This is a genomic window from Micromonospora sp. NPDC057141, assembly GCF_042670805.1.
Classification (GTDB): domain Bacteria; phylum Actinomycetota; class Actinomycetes; order Mycobacteriales; family Micromonosporaceae; genus Micromonospora.
Genome location: NZ_JBHUVA010000017.1, coordinates 14,065 through 35,208 on the forward strand (window position 1 = coordinate 14,065; position 21,144 = coordinate 35,208).

Here is a 21,144-nt window from a genome sequence, read left to right on the forward strand (position 1 = left end):
CTACCTGGAGCGCGCTCCAGGTCAAGCGCTACTGTGCGGCGGTGACCGGATACGCCCCCTCGGAGGCCGCCCGCCGCAGCGGGTTCAGCCTCGACACGCTGCGATACTACGAGAAGATCGGCCTGCTCAGCGGTGTCGGCCGCACCCCGGCCGGGCGTCGGGTGTTCACCGACGAGGACCTGGGCTGGCTGACGCTGTTCCGCTGCCTGCGCGACACCGGCATGCCGATCGCCGAGATGTGCCGGTACGCGGAGCTGGCCCGCGCCGGCGACCACACGGCGGGGGAGCGCCGGGCGCTGCTGGTGCGGCACGCGGAGCGGGTGGAGGAGCAGATGCGACTTATCCAGCGCCAGTACGACCACCTGCGCGACAAGATCGACTTCTACGACACCCTGGGCTGAGCGCCGGAGCCGTCACTGCCAGCCCTTGACCACCAGGTCCACCTGGTCCAGCAGGCGCTGCCAGCCGCTCAGCCGTCGGACGGGACCGGCCGGGTCGAGCGTCGCGAGCAGATGACGGCGATGATCGTTGAACCGCGCCTTGATCCGCTCGCGTCGGCGACCGCTCACGTCGGCCGCCGCGAGGATGTAGTCGTGGAGCAGCATCTTGGGGTTGGCGACGGACTCCACCTCATGGATCTTGGGTAGGCCCAGCCTCGCCCGTCCCGTCGGGTTCTCGGCGACCTTCCTGATCGCCGCTTCGTCGAGTAGCAGCCAGGCCTCGGTCATCCGAACGGGAATGATCGGGACCAGGGCCGCCTCCGGCGAGACCTGGGCGACCGCCGTCTTTATCTCGCGCAGCCGGGCGGCGTAGCCTGCGCTGTCGGCGTCCCGATGCACCACGATCAGGTCTACTGGGCCGTGGGTCAGCTCCAGACCGGCCCGTACGCGGGACTTGACGTCCTTACCCACCCCGGTCAGGCGCTCGAACGCGGGCTGGCTGAGACTGAGCTCGATGCCACGTTCGCAGAACAGCGACTCGACCAGCTCGGCCAGGGGTTGGTCGGAGGTGCCCTCGGCGACGAAGAGGCCGGAGCGTGCGTGGCGGCTCACGCGATCAGACCCGGTGGGAGGCGGAGCTGCGCCGACGGCGGATTGGCGAGGTAGGCCACCATGTCGGCCTCCGAGAAGGTGGATCGCCCCGGCTGGGCACGCCACCCTTGCCGGTACGACACGAGCGACAACGAGCGGACCACCCCGTGCTCCGGGGTCGATCTCGGCCTGAGCTGCGCCAGCAGCAGATCCGCCGGGTCGCAGAGCTGCACGACCCCGGGCGCATGGGTGTTGACGATGACCTGTCGGAACGGATTCTCGGCGCCCGGCCGGTCCGTCGGGTCCACGGCGAGATCACGCACGAGCTGGACCATCGCGGGCAGGTTCGCGGGATGGATGCCGTTCTCCGGTTCCTCCATGCAGATCAGCCCGGTGAACTGCGCGTCCTCCAGCAGGATGCAGAGCGCCAGGAAACGCAGGGTGCCCTCGGAGAGGGCGCGGGCCGGCAGCCTGAGTCCGCCCCTTTCCTGAAGGAACAGAGTGAAGAGCTCGCGGGCCTCGTCGAACTCGACGTCCAGGTGATCCACGCTGACGCCAGTGAGGTCGGCGAGCCGGCCCGCCACGGCCGCGTACGTCCGTCCCGGATCGGCCGACCAGTCCGGCGCGAGCGCGACGCGGTACAAGGTGCTGGCCAGGTGCCGGCCGTTCGGTGCGAGGGACCCCGGGGCCGACGCCTCGTCCGGTGCCCGGAGCGCGGATGGTTCCAGGGCGAGTCGTCGCCAGCTCAGCATCTCCTGCCGCGCCGCGAGGGCGGTCGGGTAGTCGGCCGTGTTCACGGTGCTCAGCACGGTGCGACTTGCGCGCTCGCCGACGTGTGACCGTTTGGCGGGGCGGTCCTCGTCCAGGACGTCCACCACGAGACCGTGGCTGTCCCGCTGCCGGGTGGCGAGGAAGAGGTGTTGCCGGCCCGAGGTCCTCACCACCGAGTCGAGGAATTGCTCGCTGGCGGGAAAACGCAGCCGGGCGGCGGTGTCGATCTGTCGCAGCTCCTCCCAGACGAGCTGGAGACGGCCGGGGCCCTTCTCACCCTGGCCGACGTCGTAGCGGAGCGCCACCTCGTATCTCAGATGGGTTGCGGAGGGGCGGGCCCGCTCACCCAGCTCGTCCTCCACCTCCGTGGGCACGAGCATCTCGGCTGCCAGGGTCATGTGGTGGCGGTCGCTGCGGTATCCGTCCCAGAAGAGGTCCCGGGGGTCACCGCCGCGGTTCCCTGCTGCGCTGCGCACCCGCTGGGATGCCCGCTGGAGCGGGTCCGTCGCGAGGTAGGACAGGAACTCGATGGCGTCGAAGACGTTGGACTTGCCCATGCCGTTCGCCCCGGCGATACAGGTGAAGGGGCCGAACTCGACGTCCACGTCGAGCAGGTTCTTGAAGCCCTGCACCTCCAGCCGGGTCAACATGCCCCGAGCTTAGCCAGCGATGGTGGTCTTACCCGTACCACCTCGGCTCCCGGCGCGGCGCACGCGCCCAGGCCACGAACTGGTCGAAGAGTTGGCCTACCCGCTGGGCTGATTCGACCTGACGTGGCCCTCTTCGAACAGCGCCGGCGCGGCGACGATCGAGTGGCTGCGCGACCTGCGGCGGCAGTGGCTCGGGCACCTCGACCGGCTCGCCGACGCCGACCTCGACCGGGTGGCCGCCTGTCCATGGCCGGCCGACGCCGGGCACACCGTCGCCCACCTGCTGGCGTGGGTCAACGCCGAGCTGATGAAGAACGTCGCCGAGATCGGTCAGCTCCGGCTGCTGCGCGCCGCGCGGTAACGCCGGCGGCCCGGCCATCCACAGATCGACGCCGGGTCTTTCCGCTGCCGCACATCAAGCCGTCAGCCGGGTCGTGGCCATGTGAACGGCGCAGAAGCGTCTTCCGCCAGTCGTTCCGGCGACGGGTGTCATCGCCGTTGGAGCGCCCGCACGATCTGTTCTGAGGTTTCGAGGACAATCGTGTGGTAGCTGTCGATCCGGGACACGATCGCCTCGCGGGGACCGAGCCGCCAGGCGTCGCTGCCGTAGAACCTCTCCTCCTGCTCGCGGTGCGCCTCAAGGGACGCGAACGCGCGGATCAGGTAGGCCTCCTCGTGCCCGTCCTCGGCTACCAGCGACGCGCCGCAGTCCACCACCCGGACACCGGACTCCTCCAGCAGCGGAACGGACTCCTCCCGCATGACACGAACGAACTCGTCGCCAGTGCCTGGCTTCAGCCGATACGTGCGGATCTCAAGAATCACGAGCGACCTTTCTACGGGCATCCGGTACGTCAGATGATGTTGGCTGACGCGGGTACCCCAGACGCTAGCCGGCGCTCCTGACATGTTGTGTCAGGGATGCTGGGCGATGACCTCATGATCAACGGCTTTCGGCAGCGTGGGGGGAATCTCCGTCCCTTCAGGGCGGAGAGGATGTCAAGAAGTGCTACGCGACCTGGCCCAGCCGAGGAAGCGCGCGAAGAGCTGCGCCGGCTCCGGGGCGTCGTACAGCCCGACCACCTCACCACGATCCCTCGGGTACGCGGAACGTCTCCTTCACGGTTGCCGCGTGCATGCTCGCCCGCCCTTCGTGTGGTGGATCGGTGGGGTGGTGGCACCCGGCCGGCCGGGGGAATGGCCGACCGGGTGCGTCCTGCGCAGGACAACCGGCTCCGGGTTGCAGACCAGGGAGCCAGCCGGGGAGAGCTTTGTCAGACAAGACTAGTAAAGTCAACGGTGGTCTAGACCTTGCTTGTCATGTAAAGGCTGGTCGTGATCGAATGGCGGTGCAGACCAGGGAGTCAACATGCCCGCCAAAGCAAAGTGGGCGCACATCGCGGACCAGCTCCGTGATCAGATCGCGTCCGGACAACTCGTGCCCGGTGAAAATTGCCATCGACGGCCCAGCTCAGGGAGGAACACGGCGTTTCTGCTGGCGTTGTCCGCCAGGCGATCCTCGTCCTACAGATGCAGGGCTGGGTGGAAGGTGTACACGGCGTGGGCGTGTTCGTCGCCGAGCGGCCGGGGGCCTGACGCGCGTCTCGCCGTGCGCTCGGCTGCTCCAGCGCGGACCTTGGACAGTTGCTGTTCGCCGAGTGCGTGAACTGTCCATGATCTCGCCGTCCCGCCCTTCTGGGCGATCGGAGAGGTGATCTGGACATAGCCGTCCGCGTCCGGCGCGTCGTGTCGGGTGGGTCGGTGCTGTCCGGTCGTTACGCTGGCCGCGGTGAGGAGGCGGCATGCTGCTGAGTTTTCGGGTCGCCAATGTGCGTTCCTTCCGCGACGAGCAGGAGATTCTGCTCGTCGCGCAGTCGGGCGACGACCACCGCTGGGCGCGTGACGTTCGGCTGGGGGCGGGGCAGGGGCTGGCCGTCTACCCGCTGGTCGGCGTTTTCGGAGCCAATGCCTCCGGCAAGTCGAACCTGCTGATCGCCCTCTTCGAGATGCGTCAGGCCGTCCTCCGTTCCTATGCCGACTGGGTGTCCAGGCCCGGTGTTCCGCGAGAGGTCTTCAACCTCGACCCGGAGGCTGCCTCGCGGGCGTCGTTCTTCGAGATCGACTTCATCGACTCGGGGATCCGGTACACGTACGGCTTCGAGTTGAGCGCCGAGCGCGTGGAGGGAGAGTGGCTGCACGCGTATCCCCGTGGTCACCGGCAGGTCTGGTTCGACCGGGACGCCAACCGCGCGAGGCAGTTCGAGTTCCCCAGCGAGCGGCTGAAGGACCGGGCGCAACTCGTCCGGTTGACCCGGCCGGATGCGTTGTTCCTCTCGGTCGCGGGCGCGAGCAACCATCCGCAGCTCGGGCCGGTGTACGCCTGGTTCCGGCGCAATCTGCTGTGGGCCAGCCCCGACAGGAACCTGCGGATCCGGGAGGACTTCACCCGCAAGGAACTGCGTGGCGTGAAACGGGACCGGATCGAGGCTCTGCTGCGCGTCGCAGACCTCGGTATCCAACGCATCGAACTCGTCGATCCGCACGATGCCTCGGCGGAGCAGGAGATCCGGCTCTGGCATGCCGGATCCCACGGCGACAGCTACCCGGTGGCCTGGGAGGACGAGTCGTTCGGTACCCGTTCGTGGTTCGCCCTTCTAGGGCCGGCGCTGATCGCCCTCGACGAGGGACGGGTCCTTCTCATCGACGAGCTGGACGCCAGCCTCCACCCACGATTCGCGGCCGAGGTCATCCGGCTGTTCCAGGATCCACAGGTGAACACCAGAGGCGGCCAACTGATCTTTACGTCGCACGACGTCACCGTCCTCGGTGCGCAGCCGGGCGAGCGTCTGCTCGACCCGGGTCAGGTGTGGCTGGTGGAGAAGGACCGGGGCGGGGCGAGCACGCTGTTCCCGCTGACCGACGCCGATCCGCGCCCCGGCGAGGACCTGCTCGTTTCGTACCTGGCCGGCCGGTTCGGCGGGGTTCCGGCGCTCAGCGAGGGGCAGATCGGCCGGCGGCTGCGTGCTCTGCGTGGTGCGGAGGGGGCCGTGTGACGGTGCGCAGGCGTGGCCGCGAATCATACGAGAGGAAACCCCGAGGAACTGCCCGCCGACGCGACGTGTGGGTCTTCACCGAAGGGGAGCTGACGGAGCCGCAGTACGTCGACCTGGTGAAGGATCTGCAACCCGTACGGCGCAACGAGGTCCACATCGCGAACGACACGCGTCGCTCGGCAGGCCAACGGGGACGCGGCACGGGTGGCTCGGGCCGCAAGCCCAAGGATCTGGTCGAGGATGCGATCGAACTGCTCGACAGGCTTCAGGCACAGGTGCAAGGGCTGCCGGACGAACTCTCGCCGGTCGTCTGGTGCATCTTCGACCGGGACCAGCACGAGGGCGTGGACCAGGCCATCGCCCGTGCCGGCCGGGCCGGTGTGCGGGTCGCGTTCTCTCATCCCTGCTTCGAGTTGTGGCGGCTGCTGCACCAGCAGCCGCACACCACCCGGGCCAGTGGGAACTGCGATGAGGTCGCCCGCCGGCTGCCGGGCGCTGTTTCGCTGTCGGTGCAGGCGCGCAAGGCCGTGACCTTGAACCAGATCCAGGGCGGTTTCGCCGATGCGAAGAAGCGTGCCGTCCAGCTGGAACAGGAGTACGCCAGCCACGTGCCGTTCAGCCAGCGTGACCCGTACACGGACGTCTGGAGGTTCGTCGAGGATCTCGGAGTGACCGAATACTAGGCCCCCTCCGGTTGGTGCGCGAGGCGGCGTAGCACCGGGGTGAGCGGGTCGAGGGCGTCGGCGCGTACCACGAAGCGGGTGACGCCCCAGCGACGCCCGTGTTCGGCGACCGCCGCGACGATCTCGTCCTCGGTGCCGATCAGCACGAACGGCGTGGCCAGCAGCTCCGGGCCGGTCAGGCCGGCGCTGGCCGCCCGCTGCGCCGCGACGGCCTCCGCGTCGTCGGTCACCACCACCATCTGCACCAGCGCCTCCAGCGCCGGCGGCCGGTCCCGGCCCGCCGCGCCCTCGGCGACGCGGGCGAGCTGCGCCTCGATCTGGTCGGCCCGCCACCGGGCCTCGTGCCGGTGGCCGTCGTCGAGGGTACGGCCGAGGCCGACCAGCCCCACGACGTCGGCGTGCGCGCCGGCCCAGCGCAGCAGCGTCGAGTTGGACGTGCCGACGGTCAGCGGCACGTGCTCCTGGACCGGCCGGGGCGAGTCCAGCCGGGCCGCGTGCGCGGTCAGCTCGGGGGATTCCACGGTCACCTCCTCCCCGCCGAGCAGTGCCCGCACCGCCTCGGTGACCGCGACGCAACGGCGCACCCGGCCGGCGACGTCGGGGCGTTCCCGGCCGACCGCCCGCCACTCGGCGGGGGTGTGGCCGGCGCCGACGCCGAGGCGGGCCCGCCCGCCGGAGACGACGTCCAGGGTGGCCACGGCGGTGGCGAGCAGCATCGGCTCGCGGACGCCGAGGTTCGACACGTACGAGCCGAGGCCGAGCGTCGTGGTGACCGACGCGGCGGCGGCCAGCGCGACGAACGGGTCGCCGCACGAGCCGGGGTGGTCGGCGGCGAGCAGCGCGTCGAAGCCGGCGGCCTCGGCCCGGCGGGCCAGGTCGAGCCAGCCCGCTGCGTCGGTGGGGGTGGACTGGAGCGAGAAGGTCACCATCGCCCCAGCGTCCGGCACCGGTGCCCGGCGGGCAACGCGCCGGGCGCGGATTCTGCCGACCGGCGAATCCGCCGACCGCTGAACCCGCCCCCGGCGCCGTCCCCCGAATCACCCCTTCCCGGTCAACCCCACCCGTGCCCGGCCGCCAGCCCCGTGTCGGGCGACCGGGTCAGGAACGTCCCCACTCGGAGCTGCACCTCGTGAGGACGTTGCCACCGTCGTCGATGCAGACGGTCAGCTCCACCGACTTCTCGTCGGTGATCATGTTGTACGCCGTGCTGGTGCAGCTCCCGTCGTTGTAGCTGTCCCGGACCGAGGCGATCCGCTTGCCGTCCAGGTCGTTGAGGAAGGCGATCACCGCGTTGTCGTCGGTCTTGACGTCGCAGACCGTGATCTCCTCCGCGCCCTCCCAGCCGGACACGTCGGCGTCGAAGAAGGCCTTGCCGGCGGCGTTCGGGGTGTAGATCCAGCCGATGTTCGTGCTGGCCTGCGCCGGCGTCGCCGCCACCACCAGTGACAGCGCGGTGCCGATCGCGGACATGCCCAGCACGCCCAGGGCCCGGCCGGAGATACCTCGAGTGTTCATGATCAGTCCCTTGTCGAGGTCGGAATCGTCCTCAAAAGGATCACCGTGGACGCTTGCCACACCTCTGCCGTCCGCTTGCCGGCGATCGTTCATACTGACGCGTCGGGGGGAGGTGGGTCCGTGGAGTTCCGGGTCCTCGGCTCGGTCGAGGCATACTCGGCGGGCGTGCCGCTCGACCTCGGCGCCCGCCGGCAGCAACGCCTGGTGCTGGCGGTGCTGCTGCTGGAGCCCAACCGCGTCGTGCCGGTGGACCGGCTGATCGACCTGGTCTGGGGGCCCGCCCCGCCGGCCTCGGCGCGCGGCACCGTCCAGGCGCTGGTCTCCCGGCTGCGTGCCGCCCTACGCGGCGCCGACGATCTCGCTGCCGACGCCGGCCCGCCGCCCGCCGGCCGCGCCGAGATCCTGCACCGGGGGGCGGGCTACCTGCTGCGGGTGGATCCGCTCGCGGTCGACGTGCACCGCTTCACCGACCTGCTCGCCCGGGCGCGCGCGGCCGACGACGAGCGGTCCGTCGAGCTGTTCGACCGGGCCCTCGCGCTGTGGCGCGGCGACCCGCTGGCCGACGTGGCCCCGCCGCAGACGCGGGACCGGCTCTGCGGTGGCCTGCGGGAGGCGAGGTGGACGGCCGTCGAGGACCGGCTGGAGGCACTCGTGCGGCTGGGCCGCTCCCGGGCGGCACTGGACGAGCTGACCGAGCTGGTGGCCGAGTATCCCCTGCGGCAGCGCCTCGTGGGCCAGCTCATGCTGGTGCTGCACCGCCAGGGCCGCACGAACGAGGCGCTGGGCGCGTACGGTGAGCTGCGCGCCCGGCTGGTCGCCGAGTTCGGCCTCGACCCCGCCGGTGAGCTGCGGGACCTCCAGGCCGCGATCCTGCGCGGCGACCCCGGGCTCGACGCCCCGCCCACCGCCGTGCCCGCCGGTGCGGCGCGGCCGGCCCCGCCCCCGGTCGAGGCCCCGGCCCTCGTGGCCCGCCCGGCCGCCGACCAGCCGCCCGTACGCCCCGCCGAGTTGCCCCACTCGCCCGACGGGTTCGTCGGCCGGCAGGCCGAGCTGGCGGCCCTCGACGCGCAGCTCGACGCCGGGCGGCGCTCCGGCCGCCCCAGGATCGTCGTGATCGACGGGATGGGCGGGATCGGCAAGACCGCCCTCGCCCTGCACTGGGGACACCTGCGGCGCGAGGCGTTCGCGGACGGTCAGCTCTACCTCGACCTGCGCGGATTCAGCCCCAGCGACACCCCGATGACGCCGGCCGAGGCGCTGCCCCGGCTGCTGCTCTCGCTCGGCGTGCCGCCGGCCGCCGTGCCGCCGTCCGCCGACTCCCAGGCCGCCCGGCTGCGCAGCCTCACCGACGGCCGCCGGATGCTGATCGTCCTCGACAACGCCTACGACGCCGCGCAGGTCCGGCCGCTGCTGCCGGGCAACGCCGCCGGCCTGGTCGTGGTGACCAGCCGACGCCGGCTCCTCGGGCTGGTCGTACGCGAGCAGGCGGTGCCGCTGGGGCTCGCCCCGTTGCGCCCGGCCGAGTCGGCGGACCTGGTCGCCGGCTGCCTGCACGAGTCCCGGCCCGCCGAGCGGGAGGCGCTCGCCGACTACTGCGGCCACGTGCCGCTGGCCATCCGTATCGTCGCCGCCCGGGCTCTCGAACTGCCCGACCGCCCCCTCGGCGACCTCGTGGACGAGCTGCGCCGGGGTCACCGCCTGGACGCCTTCGCCGGGTCCGACGGCCCCGACACCAACCTCCGTACGGTCTTCTCCTGGTCCTACCGGTCCCTGCCGGCGTCGGCGGCCGGGCTGTTCTGGCGGCTGGCCCTGCACCCCGGGCAGAGCGTGGGGACGCCCGCCGTGGCGGCGCTCGCCGGCGTCGACCTGCCGCGCGCCCGGGAGCTGGCCGGCGAGCTGACCCGGGCCAGCCTTCTGCACCGCACCGGGCCGGACCGCTACCAGTTCCACGACCTCGTCGGCGCGTACGCCACCGAGCTGGCCGGCGCGCCGGAGCACGCCGAGGAGCGCGGGCGCGCGTTGCGCCGGGTCCTCGACTGGTACCTGCACACGGTCGACGCCGCCGAGCGGGTGCTCCAGCCGCACCGGCCCCGCTTCGACCCGACGCCGCCGCCCCTGGTCGAGCCGCTGCGCTTCGACGGCTACGCCGACGCGCTGAGCTGGTGCGAGGCCGAGCGGTCGAGCCTCGTGCCGGTGGTGCGGGCCGCGGCGGCCAACGGCCTGCCCGGGCACGCGTGGCAGGTCGCGCTCGCCGCGTCGGCGTACTGGTACATCGCGAAGCGGCGCGGGGACTGGCTGGCAGCCAGCGAGATCGGCCTGGTCGCCACCCGGTCCCTGCGCGACCGGCGGGCCGAGGGGGCGCTGCTCATGCGGCTGGCCACCGCGCTGTGCGAGAGCCGCCGATACCCGGAGGCCATCGAGCTGTACCAGGAGTCGCTGCGGGCGCACGAGGCGAGCGGGTACCGCGATTGGCGGCCGACGACCCTGAACAGCCTCGCCGTGGCGCACGCCGAGGCGGGCCGGGCCGACCACGCGCTCGCCACGTTCGCCCTCGCCCGCGACGAGCACCGGCTCCAGGGCAACCGGTGGGGCGAGGGCGTGGCGTTGCAGAACATGGCGCAGTGCCACGCACTGCTGGGCGAGCCGGAGAAGGCCGTCGCCCGGCACGAGGAGGCCCTCACCGCCGTGCGCGACACCGGCGACGGCTACGCGGAGGCCATCTGCATCGCCAACCTGGGCGAGGCCCACGCCGAACTGGGAGACCACGAGCGGGCGATCCGGCGCTTCCGGGAGGCAGCGGAGCTGCACGTGGCGACGGGCAACGCGCACGGCCGGGCGCGGACCCTGCTGGCGCTGGGCCGCTCCCTGGCCGGACTGGGCGACCCCGACGCGGCCCGGTCCTGCTGGCGGGAGGCGCTGGCGGTCTTCGACGAGCTCGGCGACCCCGAGGCCGACGAGATCCGCGCGCTGCTGCGGGACCCGGCCGCCGCCAGTGCGCCCGCCTGATCCGCCCGGGTCCGCTCCGCAGCCCCGTCACTCATTCCTCGTCCGGGTCGTCGTCGTGCCAGCGCCGCCGCCACTGCGCCTCCCGCGCCTCGTGGGCGGTCCGTTCGGCGAAGACCGCTTCGCGCAGCGCGTGCCGGGAGTCGGCCATCGTCACCACCTCCACGGCCACCAGGCCGACGCAGACGCCGGTGAGCAGGACCAGCGCGGCCAGCGCCGGCATCCGGCCGGCGACCGGGATCAGCGCCAGGAGCAGCAGCACCGTGCCGGCGCGGGCCCAGGTGAGGGTGCGCAGGGCACGCAGCTGGAAGAGCATGTCGCCGACCAGGTAGCAGGCCACCCCGCCGAAGAGCAGCGGCACCCCGGGGCCGTGCAGTTCCTCCTCCAACGGCAGGTGCGGCTCGCTGAGCAGCTCCAGCATCTCCTCGGCCCCGAGCGAGAACATGATCAACCCGATGATCATCGGCAGGTAGAGGTAGGCGTACGCGTCGCGGGCCAGCCCCACCCGGGCCCGGCCCTTGGCGGCGTGCAGGGCGATGCGGGCCGCCGGGCCGACCACGTCGAAGTGCAGCCACCACAGCGTCGCGGCCAGGACGATGCCGATGCTGGCGGCGGTGATCGCCGGCCAGCTGACCGGCCGGCTGGCCAGGTTGGTGCCGATGCCGACGGAGATCACCGACTCGCCGAGCGCGATCATCAGGATCAGGTCGTACCGTTCGGTCCAGTGCTCGGCCGAGGTCACCCCGCCGCCCCCGGTGCCGGCCAGCAGCCCGGTGGCGTACTGGGAGACGACCACGACGGTCCAGAGCCCGTCGCGGACCAGCGCGCCGGTGCCGGCGTCGGCGAGCTGGTGCGGAATGAGGGCGGCGGCGAGCAGCAGCACTGTGCTGAGTATCAGCTCCGGGGCGAGCTTCAGCAGGTGTCGGCTCTCCACCGGCTCGTGCCGCAGCACGTGCCAGTAGAGCCACAGGTGGACGACCCGGATGACCAGGTAGCTCAGGGCGACGGTGAGCGGGCCGGCCAGCCCCTGCCCGTGGGTGCTGATCGTCTGCGGCACGGTCAGGGCGAAGGCGAACAGGGCGGCCATCCCGACGACCATCACCACCGGCACGAAGCCCTCGCCGAGGCGGATCCGGGTGGCGACCACGCTGTGGATGACCCAGACCCACCAGAGCACCGCCAGCACGAGGAAACTGTGCAGCAGGGTGTGGCCGGTGATGTCGGTCGCGGTGGCCCGCACGATGACGAAGAACGAGAAGACGAAGACCAGGTCGAAGAATATCTCGAACCGGTCCACCCGGGCGCCGGGCGCGATCGCCACGGCGGGCCCGAGGCTTCCCCGCCGCCGCTCGCCGCGCACCCGTCCACTCTCGCAGCGTCCGCCGGGCCGCCGGGCGGATTCGGCTCAGCCCGGCGCGCGGCGCGGGCCGCCCGTCAGCAGGACCAGCAGCCGGCCCGCGAGGCCACGCGGCGGCGGTGGCAGGCGTCCGGGGGCCGCCCCCGGGGCCCTGACGCCGGCCCAGAACGCCCGACGGGCACCCCGGTCGGTGTGACCGGAGCGCCCGTCGGTGCAGACAGCGGTGCTTACAGGCCCAGCTCGGCCTCGAAGTTGCCGCCCTCCAGCCGCTCCTTGACCGCGACCAGGAAGCGGGCCGCGTCGGCGCCGTCGATCAGCCGGTGGTCGTACGACATGGCCAGGTAGACCATCGAGCGGACCGCGACGACCTCACCCAGCTCCGGGTCGTTGACCACGATGGGGCGCTTCACCACGGCGCCCGTGCCGAGCATCGCCGACTGCGGCGACGGCACGATCGGGGTGTCGAACAGTGCGCCCCGGCTGCCCGTGTTGGTCAGCGTGAACGTGGCCCCGGCGATCTCGTCCGGGCTGATCTTGTTGGTGCGGGTGCGCTCCGCCAGGTCGGCGATGCGCTTCGCCAGGCCACCCAGGTTGAGGTCGCCCGCGCCGTGGATCACCGGCACCATCAGCCCGCGCTCGGTGTCCACCGCGATGCCGAGGTGCTCGGCGTCCGGGTAGGTGATCGTCCCGGCGTCGAGGTCCATGCTGGCGTTGACGATCGGGTACGTCCGGAGCGCCTCGACCGCCGCGAGGGCGAAGAACGGCAGGAACGACAGCTTCACGCCGTGCCGCTGCAGGAACGAGTCCCTGGCCCGGGCCCGCACCTTGGCGACCTTGGTGACGTCCACCTCGACGACCGTGGTGAGCTGCGCCATCTCGTGCAGCGACTGCTGCATCCGCTTGGCGATGGTGGCCCGGATCCGGGGCAGCTTCTCGGTGGTGCCGCGCTTCGCGCTCGGCTGCGGCTTCGCGGTCGGCTTCGCCGGGGTCGCCGCGGCGGCGGGCTGCGCCGCCGGGGCCGGGGCCGCCTTCGCCGCCTTGGCCTTCTCGGCCGCCTCCAGCACGTCCTGCTTGCGGATCCGGCCACCGACGCCGGTGCCGTTGACCGAGGCGAGTTCCACGCCGTGCTCGCTGGCCAGCTTGCGGACCAGCGGGGTCACGTATCCGGCCGCCTCTTCGCCGCCGCCCTGGGCGGGCGCGGTGGGGTGGGCCGGGGTGGCGGTCGGGGCCGACGGCTGCGCCTGCTGCTCGGCCTGCGCCGGCTTGGCGGCGGTCTCGGCCTCCGCCGCCGGCTCGTTGTACGACAGGCCCGGGGTCGGCTCCGCGGCCTTGGGCGTCGGGGCGGCCTCGGCCTTCGGCTCCGGCTTCGGCGCGGGCGCGGCCTTCGGCTCGGGTGCCGGCTTCGGCTCCGGCTTGGCCGGGGCGGCGCCGGCCGCGCCGACGACCGCCAGGTCGGCCCCGACGGCGGCGGTCTCGTCCTCGGCGACCTTGATCTCCAGCAGCGTGCCGGCGACCGGGGACGGGATCTCCGTGTCGACCTTGTCGGTGGAGACCTCCAGCAGCGGCTCGTCGACCTCGACGGCGTCGCCGACCTGCTTGAGCCAGCGGGTGACGGTGCCCTCGGTGACGCTCTCGCCCAGGGCCGGCATCTTCACCGGGGTGCCCTCGCCCGCCGGGGCCGGGGCGGCCTGCGCGGCCGGCGGCTCCTCGACGGCCGGCTGCTCCGCCTCGGCCTGCGGCGCGGCGGCGGCCTCGGCGGCCTCCTTGGCCGGCTCCTCCTGCTGCGGGGCGGCCCCGCCACCGCCGGCGGACTCGCCCTCGCCGGCGATGACGGCCAGCTCGCTGCCCACCTCGGCGGTCTCGTCCTCGCCCACCACGATCCGGCTCAGCACGCCCGCCGCCGGGGACGGGATCTCGGTGTCGACCTTGTCCGTCGAGACCTCGAGCAGCGGCTCGTCGACCTCGACGGTGTCACCCTCCTGCTTGAGCCAGCGGGTGACGGTGCCCTCGGTGACGCTCTCGCCGAGCCGAGGCATGGTGACCGATACCGGCATCTTCTAAGACTCCTTCGTTCCCCTGGTGCGATCTCGCCCGTCTGCCGCCGGACGCCGCGGAATCAGTTCTCGATCAGGCGTGCGCGTGCAGCGGCTTGCCGGCGAGGGCGAGGTGCGCCTCGCCCAGGGCCTCGTTCTGGGTCGGGTGGGCGTGCACGAGCTGCGCCACCTCGGCCGGGTAGGCCTCCCAGTTGTAGATGAGCTGCGCCTCGCCGACCAGCTCACCGACCCGGGCGCCGACCATGTGCACGCCGACGACGGGGCCGTCCTCGACCCGGACCAGCTTGATGAAGCCGGCGGTCTTGAGGATCTGGCTCTTGCCGTTGCCGCCCAGGTTGTAGTTGTACGTCTTGATCTTGTCGGCGCCGTACTGCTCCCTGGCCTTCGCCTCGGTGAGGCCGACCGACGCCAGCTCGGGGTCGCAGTAGGTGACGCGGGGGATGCCGGCCTCGTCGATCACGGCCGGGTTCTGCCCGGCGATCTCCTCGGCCACGAAGATGCCCTGCTGGAAGCCTCGGTGGGCGAGCTGGAGGCCGGGCACGATGTCGCCGACCGCGTAGACGTTCGGCACGCCGGTGCGCAGCCGCTCGTCGGTCAGCACGTACCCGCGGTCCATCTTCACGCCCTGCTCCTCGTACCCGAGGTCGGCGGTGCGCGGGCCGCGGCCCACGGCGACCAGCAGCAGCTCGGCCTCGACGGTCTCGCCGCCGGCGATGGTGACCTTGACGCCGTTCTCGGTCTTCTCGACCTTCTCGAACGGCTTGCCCACCCTGAAGTTGATCTTCCGCTTGCGGAACGCCCGCTCCAGCGCCTTCGACGACTCCTCGTCCTCGGCGGCGACCAGCCGGGGCAGCGCCTCGATGATCGTCACGTCCACGCCGAAGGACTTCCACACGCTGGCGAACTCGACGCCGATCACGCCGCCGCCCAGCACGATCGCCGAGGACGGGACCCGGTCCAGGGTCAGCGCGTGGTCGCTGGTGATGACCCGCTCGCCGTCGACCTCCAGGCCGGGCAGGCTCTTCGCGTACGAGCCGGAGGCCAGCACGACGTTGCGGCCGGTGTAGCGCTTCCCGTCGACCTCGACGGCGTTCGGGGCCACCAGCCGGCCGTGGCCCTCGACGACCGTGATCGCCTTGTTGCCCTTGAGCATCCCCTGGAGGCCCTTGTAGAGGCGCGAGATCACGCCGTCCTTGTACGCGTTGACGCCGGCCATGTCGATGCCGACCAGCTCGGCCTTCACACCGAACTGCTCGGACTCCCGGGTGGAGTCGGCGATCTCGGCGGCGTGCAGCAGGGCCTTCGTCGGGATGCACCCGTTGTGCAGGCAGGTCCCGCCGAGCTTGCCCTTCTCGACCAGCGCGACGGTCAGGCCCAGCTGGACGGCGCGCAGGGCGGTCGCGTAGCCGCCGCTGCCACCTCCGAGGATGACGATGTCGAAGGTCGCTTCGTTCGGCTCGCTCACGTCCAACTCCCAGTTCGCGTCACTGCATCGGGGGTCACGGCGGGGATGGCACGGACAGACCCCACCTCGGTCATCTTGTCACCACTGTGCATCGGGTGCGTAGCGAGGTGCCCAACGACACGTCACTGACACGTACGCTTGGCACCGGTTTCGATGACGGATATGGGGGAGACGGTCGGTGGCGCTGTTCCGACGACGCAAGCAGGCGCGCCCGGCGGGGCGGGACCGCGCGCCCGACCGCGCCGATCTCGACCACCTGGAGAACTTCGTCCGGACCAGGCGGGGGGTCGAGGCGTTCATCGAGCCCCGCACCACCGTCACCGAGACCACGGTGATCCTCATCGCCGACGACGGGGAGTGGACCCGCCGGCGCGTCGACGGCCCGGACGGGGCCCGCCGGTTCGCCCACAAGCTGGCCATCCCGATCTACGACGTGCGCCTCATGGGCTACCCGCAGCGGATGCGGGACTACAACGAGCGCCGCAAGCGCCGCCCCGAGCTGTACTGACCCGCCCCCGCGAAGGGTCCCCCGCCCGGCGGGAGACCCTTCCGCGCGACCGCGTCAGCCGTTGGCGGCGACGTCCTCCACCAGGTGGACGAGGGTACGCACCGGCACGCCCGTGCCGCCCTTGGTCCAGTAGCCGGTCGCCTCACCCGAGTGGTAGCTGGGGCCGGCGATGTCGATGTGCGCCCAGCGCACCTCGTCGGTGACGAACTCGCGCAGGAACACCCCGCCCTGCAACATGTGCCCCGCCCGGTCCATCCCGGCGTTGACCTGGGAGATGTCGGCGACATCGGAGTCCATGCCCTTGCGCACCTCGTCCGGCAGGGGCATCGGCCAGGCCGGCTCGCCGACCGCGTCGCCCGCCACCCGGACCCGCTCGCACAGCTCCGGGGTGCCCATCACGCCGGCGATCCGCTTGCCCAGCGAGATCACCTGCCCGCCCGTGAGGGTCGAGGTCTCGAAGAGGTAGTCGGCGCCGTCCTCGCAGGCCCGCGCGATCGCGTCGCCCAGGACCATCCGGCCCTCGGCGTCGGTGTTGAGCACCTCCACCTTCTTGCCGTCGTACATGGTGATCACGTCACCCGGCCGGTAGCTCGTGCCCGACGGCATGTTCTCGGCCATCGGCAGGTATCCCGTCACCGTCACCGACGGCTTCAGCGCGGCGATCGCCAGCATGGCCGCGCCGACCGCCGCCGCGCCGCCCATGTCGGACTTCATCTCCCACATGCCCTGCGCCGGCTTGATCGAGATGCCGCCGGTGTCGAAGGTGATGCCCTTGCCGACCAGCGCCACCCGCTTGCCGCTGCCCCCGCCCTCGGGCGTGTAGGTGAGCTTGACCAGGCGCGGCGGGGCCTCCGAGCCCTGCCCGACGGCCAGGATGCCGCCGTAGCCGCCGGCCGCCAGGGCCGCCTCGTCGAGCACCTCGACGTCGAGCCCGGCCGCGCGGGCCGCCTCGGCCACCGCGTCGGCGAACACCGGCGGGCGCAGCAGGTTCGGGGCGGTGTTCACCCAGTCGCGGGTCAGCCGGACCGCGCCGGCCACCGCGTGCGCCCGGTCGATCTCGGCGCGGGCGCCCGCGTCGCCGGCCTCCGGCACCGCGATCAGCACCTCGGCGACCGGCTCCCGCCGGGCCGGCTGCGGGCGGGTCTTGTACCCGGCGAACCGGTAGCCGCCGAGCAGCGCGCCCTCGGCCACCGCGCGCAGCGCGTCGGCGGCGTCGGCGTCGTCGGGCAGCGGCAGGCTCAGCGCCACCCGGCGCGCCCCCGCCAGGGCCCGGACCACCGAGCCGGCGGCCCGGCGCAGCGTCTCCGGCGCAGGTGCCGCGCCGGTCGGCTCGGGGCCGAGGCCGACCGCCGCGACCACCGGGGCGGTGACGGTGCCGAGCGTGGCCAGCTTGATCACCTCGCCCGGGGCCCCGGTCGCACCGAGCAGAGCCAGCGTCTCGGTCAGCTTGCCGTCGAAGGCGGCGGCGATGCTCTCGGCGCCGCTGGCGAGCAGCAGTGCCCCGGCGGGGGCGCCGGCGGCGTCCTGCTCCCCGGTCTGGTTGTGCAGGCCGATCACGATCGCGTCGACGGCGAGCTCGGCGGGGTCGGTGTCGACCAGGCTGAGGGTGGTGCTGGGCGATGTCACTGAAGCTACTCCGGGCGGGCCGGGCCGGTCGCGTCGTCGCGTACCAGCGGTGAAGGTCTCCGGCGGCAACCTACCCGCCGGACGGTGGGTTGTCCCGCCGAACTTCGCCGACGGGGGTCCCGCCGATGCTAACCAGCCGTTCAGTCACCGGTAAGTTGCCACCCATGACCGACGTGACCTCCGACGCCGCCGCGACCCGGCTGCGCCGTTCCCCGCTGCACGAGCGGCACACCGCCCTCGGCGCCAAGTTCGCCCCGTTCGGCGGCTGGGAGATGCCCCTGGAGTACGCCGGCGGCGGGGTGCTCAAGGAACACACGGCGGTCCGCACCGGGGTCGGGGTGTTCGACGTGTCGCACCTGGGCAAGGCGCGGATCACCGGGCCCGGCGCGGCCGACTTCGTCAACGCCTGCCTCAGCAACGACCTCGGCCGGATCGGCCCCGGCCAGGCGCAATACACCCTGTGCTGCGACGACGCCACCGGCGGCGTGGTGGACGACATCATCGCCTACCTGCACGCCGACGACCACGTCTTCCTCGTGCCGAACGCCGCGAACACCGCCGAGGTGGTGCGCCGGCTGCGCGCCGCCGCCGGCGAGCACGTGGTCGTCACCGACGAGCACGCCGAACACGCCGTCCTGGCGGTGCAGGGCCCGCGTTCGGCCGAGCTGCTCGACGCGCTGGGCCTGCCCACCGACCACGACTACATGAGCTTCCGCACCGCCACCCTCGCCGACGCCGAGCTGACCGTCTGCCGCACCGGCTACACCGGTGAGCTGGGCTACGAGCTGGTGGTGCCGGCCGGGCACGCCGTCGCCGTCTGGGACGCGCTGACCGCCGCCGGCGGGGCGTACGAGCTGCGGGCCTGCGGGCTGGCCGCGCGGGACACCCTGCGCACCGAGATGGGATACCCGCTGCACGGGCAGGACCTGTCGCCGGAGATCACCCCCGTGCAGGCCCGCTCCGGCTGGGCCGTCGGCTGGGACAAGCCGGCGTTCTGGGGCCGCGACGCGCTGCGCGCGGAGAAGGCGGCCGGCCCCGCGCGTACGCTGCGCGGCCTGGTGGCCGTCGACCGGGCGATCCCGCGCCCCGGCATGAGCCTGTACGTCGGGGACACCCGCGTCGGCACGGTCACCAGCGGCACCTTCAGCCCGACGCGGAAGCAGGGCATCGCCCTGGCCCTGCTCGACACGACGGCCAACCTGGCCGACGGCGACCCGGTGGACGTCGACATCCGCGGCCGCCGCGCCCCCCTGCTCCTGACCCGCCCCCCGTTCGTGACCCCCTCGGTCCGCTAGTCCCCGCTGGACGAGGTCGGGGAGTCGCCGGTGTCCAGGACGGCCTGGGTCCAGCCGCCCTCCAGGACGCCCGTGGCACCCAGGACGGCCCAGTCGACGACGTCCGCCGCCTCCACCACCACCGGGGCGCCGATGCGCACCGCCGGGTCGGTGCCGGCGTCGCTGGCGCTGGCGCCGACGATCCGCTCCGCGGTGTCCCACGACGTCACGCCCGCCCAGACATACTCGGGGCCCTCGTCGCCCGGCAGGCCGTACTTGACCACGAGCTGCGACCGGGCCGGCAGCCGGCCGGCCAGGAACCGGGCTCGCACGTCGTCCAGGCCGGCCCGCGCGGTGGCGACCGCCCTGCTCATGGCGTCACCCGGGCGGGCGTAGCGCACGTCCGGCGCGATGCCGTCGAACAGCGTGGCGCAGGCCGCCGCGAAGTACCGCCCGTCCGGGCCCGGGTGCCCCGGCGGCGGGCGCAGGCTGAGGAACGAGTCGGCGTCCGGATCGGTGGCCGGGTCCAGCTCCAGCCGGAGCAGCACCGGCGCGGTCGCCCCGTGCTGCTCCGGGTTGCCGTACGCGACCGCGATGTCGTGCCCGGTGACCGTGGCGAGCACCGGGAGCTGTACGAACGCCGGCACCTCGTCGCCGGCCAGCCCGTCGGTCCAGGCCCGCAGCAGGCGGCGGGCGGCCCCGGTGAGCACCGCGCCCCAGGCCCGGGTGAGGTGGTCGGGCACCCCCTGGGTCTGCAACTCCAGCAGCCCGAAGCGGCGCAGCCCCTTCGTGGTGAACCACAGCCCCTCGGCATCGGAGGAGTAGGGCACCAGCACCCAGTCGACCAGCCGGATCCGCCCCTGGGCGTCCGGCAGGGAACGCAGCGCCGTGGCCGGGTCGAGGAACTGGAGGCCGAAGACGTCCACCACGTCACCGCCCGCGCTCTCGGCGACGGCGGCGGCGACCGCCCGCGCCGCCCACTCGTGCGCGGGCGGCCAGCCCGGCCGGTACTCCGCCTGCACCACCACCAGGTGGGTGGCGGCGGCGAGCCGGTCGAGCTGCGCCTGGCTCGCCCCGAACGCGGTCAGCAGGTCAGGGGGCAGCGCGGGGAACTCGGCGACCGGCCGGGTGTCCACGCTCATCAGCGGGCTGTCCAGCATCTGCGTCGCCAGCCCGTGCACCGGCTCGGCGAGCCGTCCGGCCAGCGCCCGCACGGCCGTCTTCGCGCCGACCTTCGGCAGCCCGACCATCGGCACCAGGTAGGTGGCGGTGAGCGACTCGGGGACCGGGACGGGCAGGAAGTCGTCGGTGATGAGCATGTGGTCCCCTGTCTGCCCCGTGCCGTCCTGTCGCCCGAAACGCTACCCGCCCCGGCGCGTCCGGATCAGCGGGTCAGCGCCAGGCCCAGGTAGACCAGCGTGGCCACCACCTCCACGGTGGCGCCGAGCACGTCGCCGGTGATGCCGCCGAGGCGGCGTACCAGGTGGCGCAGCAGCAGCACCGCGACGGCGAGCGCGGCGAGCACGGCGGCCGGGCCCTGCCACGGGCGGCCCGGCACGGCGGCGACCGCCACGAGCGCGACGGCGGTGGTGCCGACCCCCGTCGCGACGGGGCCGACGGTGCCCGCGACCAGCGCGCCCATCCCGTCCGGCCGGGCCGCCGGCACGCCGCGCCGGCAGGCCAGGGTGACCCCGAGCCGCCCGGCCGCCGTTGCCGCCACCACGGCCGCGAGCGCCGCCGGCCACGACCGGGCTGTCAGCTCCGCGAGGGCCGCGGCCTGCACCAGGAGTACGACCACCAGCGCGGTCACCCCGAACGGCCCCACGTCCGGCTTCTTCATGATCTCCAGCGCGGCGGCCCCCCGCCGGTACGACCCCAGCGCGTCGACGGTGTCGGCCAGCCCGTCCAGGTGCAGCCCCCGGGTGAGCAACGCGCCCGCCCCGACCGTCACCGCTGCGGCGAGCAGCGGCGGCGCGACGGCACCGAGGAGCAGCAGCACCCCGGCCAGCACCGCCCCGAGCAGGGCCCCGACCACCGGGGCGAGTGCCATCGCGGCGCCCGCCGTGGCCCGGTCCACCCGGCCGGCGCGTACCGGTAGGACCGTGAACGTGGTGAGCGCCAACCGGACACCCTCACCGATGAGGCTGCCGCCCG

At 73.0% G+C, this 21,144-nt stretch carries 18 protein-coding genes and 1 pseudogene; 8 read left to right on the plus strand and 11 right to left on the minus strand.

The features are described 5' to 3' along the window. The first annotated feature begins 41 nt into the window (after positions 1-41). On the plus strand, positions 42-401 hold the full coding sequence (locus tag ACFT41_RS12570; protein ID WP_377587029.1) for a MerR family transcriptional regulator: 360 nt from the start codon (positions 42-44) through the stop codon (positions 399-401). A gap of 12 nt (positions 402-413) precedes the next feature. Here the strand turns inward: ACFT41_RS12570 and ACFT41_RS12575 are convergent, their stop codons facing one another. Both ACFT41_RS12575 and ACFT41_RS12580 read right to left on the minus strand, forming a co-directional pair. Then, positions 414-1,052 carry a hypothetical protein gene (locus tag ACFT41_RS12575; RefSeq protein ID WP_377587030.1) on the minus strand — a complete coding sequence of 213 codons (639 nt, stop codon included), beginning with the start codon at positions 1,050-1,052 and terminating at the stop codon, positions 414-416. Next, a complete protein-coding gene (locus tag ACFT41_RS12580) occupies positions 1,049-2,452 on the minus strand; it encodes an AAA family ATPase (RefSeq protein WP_377587031.1) in 1,404 nt (467 codons plus the stop codon). The genes ACFT41_RS12575 and ACFT41_RS12580 overlap by 4 nt, the downstream gene beginning before the upstream one ends. 118 nt (positions 2,453-2,570) lie before the next feature. Between ACFT41_RS12580 and ACFT41_RS12585 the strand changes: the two genes are divergently transcribed. Further along, positions 2,571-2,813: a DinB family protein gene (locus ACFT41_RS12585; RefSeq protein ID WP_377587057.1), complete on the plus strand. Its 243-nt coding sequence runs from the start codon at positions 2,571-2,573 to the stop codon at positions 2,811-2,813. 128 nt (positions 2,814-2,941) lie between these two features. On the opposite strand, the gene ACFT41_RS12590 is transcribed toward ACFT41_RS12585, so the two are convergent. Then, the gene (locus tag ACFT41_RS12590; protein ID WP_377587032.1) at positions 2,942-3,298 is read right to left on the minus strand and encodes an NIPSNAP family protein; all 357 of its coding nucleotides are present in this window, start codon (positions 3,296-3,298) and stop codon (positions 2,942-2,944) included. A gap of 497 nt (positions 3,299-3,795) precedes the next feature. On the opposite strand from ACFT41_RS12590, the pseudogene ACFT41_RS12595 reads away from it, so the two are divergent. From ACFT41_RS12595 to ACFT41_RS12605, 3 genes and pseudogenes are all read left to right on the plus strand, one after another. After that, positions 3,796-4,048: pseudogene (locus ACFT41_RS12595) on the plus strand (winged helix-turn-helix domain-containing protein). A 206-nt stretch (positions 4,049-4,254) separates the two neighbouring features. Continuing rightward, positions 4,255-5,505 (plus strand): ATP/GTP-binding protein, encoded by a 1,251-nt coding sequence (locus ACFT41_RS12600; protein WP_377587033.1) that lies wholly within the window; start codon positions 4,255-4,257, stop codon positions 5,503-5,505. Between the two features lie 65 nt (positions 5,506-5,570). Then, entirely contained in the window at positions 5,571-6,188 is a 618-nt protein-coding gene (locus tag ACFT41_RS12605) for an RloB family protein (protein ID WP_377587034.1), read from the plus strand. Here ACFT41_RS12605 and ACFT41_RS12610 read toward each other — a convergent pair. Both ACFT41_RS12610 and ACFT41_RS12615 read right to left on the minus strand, forming a co-directional pair. Further along, complete coding sequence (locus ACFT41_RS12610) at positions 6,185-7,117, minus strand: LLM class flavin-dependent oxidoreductase (RefSeq protein WP_377587035.1); 933 nt, start codon at positions 7,115-7,117, stop codon at positions 6,185-6,187. The two genes, ACFT41_RS12605 and ACFT41_RS12610, sit on opposite strands and share 4 nt — an antisense overlap. A gap of 169 nt (positions 7,118-7,286) precedes the next feature. Beyond that, complete coding sequence (locus tag ACFT41_RS12615) at positions 7,287-7,703, minus strand: hypothetical protein (protein WP_377587036.1); 417 nt, start codon at positions 7,701-7,703, stop codon at positions 7,287-7,289. A gap of 120 nt (positions 7,704-7,823) precedes the next feature. On the opposite strand from ACFT41_RS12615, the gene ACFT41_RS12620 reads away from it, so the two are divergent. Then, positions 7,824-10,709 (plus strand): tetratricopeptide repeat protein, encoded by a 2,886-nt coding sequence (locus tag ACFT41_RS12620; protein WP_377587037.1) that lies wholly within the window; start codon positions 7,824-7,826, stop codon positions 10,707-10,709. A 31-nt stretch (positions 10,710-10,740) separates the two neighbouring features. On the opposite strand, the gene ACFT41_RS12625 is transcribed toward ACFT41_RS12620, so the two are convergent. The 3 genes from ACFT41_RS12625 to lpdA form a co-directional block, all read right to left on the minus strand. Beyond that, entirely contained in the window at positions 10,741-12,066 is a 1,326-nt protein-coding gene (locus ACFT41_RS12625) for a low temperature requirement protein A (protein WP_377587038.1), read from the minus strand. Between the two features lie 224 nt (positions 12,067-12,290). Then, the gene (sucB, locus tag ACFT41_RS12630; protein ID WP_377587039.1) at positions 12,291-14,117 is read right to left on the minus strand and encodes a 2-oxoglutarate dehydrogenase, E2 component, dihydrolipoamide succinyltransferase; all 1,827 of its coding nucleotides are present in this window, start codon (positions 14,115-14,117) and stop codon (positions 12,291-12,293) included. Positions 14,118-14,190: 73 nt separating this feature from the next. Beyond that, complete coding sequence (gene lpdA, locus ACFT41_RS12635; RefSeq protein ID WP_377587040.1) at positions 14,191-15,582, minus strand: dihydrolipoyl dehydrogenase; 1,392 nt, start codon at positions 15,580-15,582, stop codon at positions 14,191-14,193. A gap of 178 nt (positions 15,583-15,760) precedes the next feature. Here lpdA and ACFT41_RS12640 point away from each other — a divergent pair, with 178 nt between their 5' ends. Further along, on the plus strand, positions 15,761-16,090 hold the full coding sequence (locus tag ACFT41_RS12640) for a hypothetical protein (protein ID WP_377587041.1): 330 nt from the start codon (positions 15,761-15,763) through the stop codon (positions 16,088-16,090). 54 nt (positions 16,091-16,144) lie between these two features. Here the strand turns inward: ACFT41_RS12640 and ACFT41_RS12645 are convergent, their stop codons facing one another. Further along, positions 16,145-17,716: a leucyl aminopeptidase gene (locus ACFT41_RS12645; RefSeq protein ID WP_377587042.1), complete on the minus strand. Its 1,572-nt coding sequence runs from the start codon at positions 17,714-17,716 to the stop codon at positions 16,145-16,147. Positions 17,717-17,880: 164 nt separating this feature from the next. On the opposite strand from ACFT41_RS12645, the gene gcvT reads away from it, so the two are divergent. Beyond that, positions 17,881-19,011 carry a glycine cleavage system aminomethyltransferase GcvT gene (gene gcvT / locus ACFT41_RS12650; RefSeq protein WP_377587043.1) on the plus strand — a complete coding sequence of 377 codons (1,131 nt, stop codon included), beginning with the start codon at positions 17,881-17,883 and terminating at the stop codon, positions 19,009-19,011. Here the strand turns inward: gcvT and ACFT41_RS12655 are convergent. Beyond that, positions 19,008-20,309 (minus strand): DUF2314 domain-containing protein, encoded by a 1,302-nt coding sequence (locus ACFT41_RS12655; protein WP_377587044.1) that lies wholly within the window; start codon positions 20,307-20,309, stop codon positions 19,008-19,010. The two genes, gcvT and ACFT41_RS12655, sit on opposite strands and share 4 nt — an antisense overlap. Before the next feature lie 65 nt (positions 20,310-20,374). Then, entirely contained in the window at positions 20,375-21,130 is a 756-nt protein-coding gene (cobS, locus tag ACFT41_RS12660) for an adenosylcobinamide-GDP ribazoletransferase (RefSeq protein ID WP_377587058.1), read from the minus strand. Positions 21,131-21,144: the final 14 nt, after the last annotated feature.

Coding starts and splice junctions, on each gene's coding strand:
- ACFT41_RS12600 (WP_377587033.1), top strand. CDS start 4,255: ATGCTGCTGAGTTTTCGGGTCGCCAATGTGCGTTCCTTCCGCGACGAG.
- ACFT41_RS12580 (WP_377587031.1), bottom strand. CDS start 2,452: ATGTTGACCCGGCTGGAGGTGCAGGGCTTCAAGAACCTGCTCGACGTG.
- ACFT41_RS12615 (WP_377587036.1), bottom strand. CDS start 7,703: ATGAACACTCGAGGTATCTCCGGCCGGGCCCTGGGCGTGCTGGGCATG.
- ACFT41_RS12655 (WP_377587044.1), bottom strand. CDS start 20,309: ATGCTCATCACCGACGACTTCCTGCCCGTCCCGGTCCCCGAGTCGCTC.
- gcvT (WP_377587043.1), top strand. CDS start 17,881: ATGACCGACGTGACCTCCGACGCCGCCGCGACCCGGCTGCGCCGTTCC.
- sucB (WP_377587039.1), bottom strand. CDS start 14,117: ATGCCGGTATCGGTCACCATGCCTCGGCTCGGCGAGAGCGTCACCGAG.
- ACFT41_RS12610 (WP_377587035.1), bottom strand. CDS start 7,117: ATGGTGACCTTCTCGCTCCAGTCCACCCCCACCGACGCAGCGGGCTGG.
- ACFT41_RS12590 (WP_377587032.1), bottom strand. CDS start 3,298: ATGCCCGTAGAAAGGTCGCTCGTGATTCTTGAGATCCGCACGTATCGG.